This is a genomic window from Kitasatospora sp. NPDC056181, assembly GCF_042266225.1.
In the GTDB taxonomy this organism is placed as follows: Bacteria; Actinomycetota; Actinomycetes; order Streptomycetales; family Streptomycetaceae; genus Kitasatospora.
Window position 1 is genome coordinate 1 of record NZ_JBHJUK010000345.1, and the last position, 1,283, is coordinate 1,283.

2 pseudogenes are annotated in these 1,283 nt (G+C 78.8%); both read left to right on the top strand.

Going from position 1 to position 1,283, the window contains the following annotated elements:
- Window positions 1–684, top strand: a pseudogene (locus ACFC1F_RS43420) (hypothetical protein); the annotation flags it as partial.
- A pseudogene (locus ACFC1F_RS43425) lies at window positions 681–1,283 on the top strand (hypothetical protein); the annotation flags it as partial. The pseudogenes ACFC1F_RS43420 and ACFC1F_RS43425, both read left to right, overlap by 4 nt.

A 1,283-nucleotide genomic window follows, 5' to 3' on the forward strand; every position in this document is an offset into this window, starting at 1 on the left:
GGCGGTCACGCCCTCGTGACCACCGCCCCGCCTTCGTTGCCCCCGGCTTCGTTCCCCTTGCCGTCGTTCCCCCTGCGGTGGGAGCGCCGCGAGCCCCCGCTGCCCGCCGCCGCCGTGCTCGCCCTGGGCGACGCGGTGCCCGCGCTGGCCGCCGCGACCCGGGACCGGCTCCGCGACGGCGCCCGCCTCGGCGTCCTCGCCGACGGCCCGCCCGCCGGTGGCACGACGCCCGCCGGTGGCACGACGCTCGACGGTGGCACGACGCTCGCCGCCGCAGGCGCGCCGAACGGCGCGAGCGCCCGGGGCGACGCCGGAGCCCGGGACGGCGCAGGCGCCGCGCCCGGCACAGGAACCCCGTCCAACCCCAGCACGCCGTCCAACCCCAGCACCCCGTCCGGTGCAGCAGCCCCGTCCGACACAGGCACGGCGGTCCTTCTCGTCCTGGGCGCCGGGGCCGATCTGCCGTGGGCCGACGGTGCCCGCTACCTCGGCCGTGACGCCGGCCTGCTGGTTCCCACCACCGCCCGGCCCGGGCCCGCCGCCGCCCTATGGCGCCGCGCGCTCGGTGCCGAGGACGGACAGCTCTGCGTGCTCGTCCCGGGCCACGCGCTGGTCGCCGACCCGCCCCCGCCCGCCGGCTCCCCGGACGCCCTGGAGCCGTACACCCGGAGCGCGGAGCGATGACGGCCACCCGCCTGCCCGCAGCCCTCGCCCCCTGGGCCGCCACCCTTTCTGCGCTCAGCCCCGAACTCGCCGTCGCCCTCGGCCCGTTGCTGCGCCGTCTGGACACCCTGGTCGGCACGCGCGAGCCCGTCGCGGACGTCCTCGGCGACCCGGACGGCCTCGGCGGCCTCACCCGTGCCGGCCGGCCGGACCGGTTGTTGCCCTCCGAGTGGCTGCTCGCCGACGACTACCCGGACGAGTTCCTCCGGCGCTTCGTCGACGGTGAACTCCTCCACCATGCATCCGAGTTCAGCACACCGGCGGTTCGCGGGCGGATCGTCGCCCTGGTCGACAGCGGCCCGGCCCAGGCCGGCGCCGGCCGGCTCGTCCAGCTCGCCGCGCTGCTCGTCCTGCACCGCCGGGCGGCCGCCCGGGGCACCGAGCTGGTGGTCGGCGTCCTCGGCGACCCGGACGGCCACTGGCTCACCGGGGACCTCGCCGAGCTGTTGCCGGCCTGGCTGGCCTCCCGCCGCCCGTCCGATCCGACCCCCGAGGACGTGGAGCGCGTCCAGGCCGGCCTGGACGCCGAGGACCACGCATGGGTGCGCACCACGCCCCGG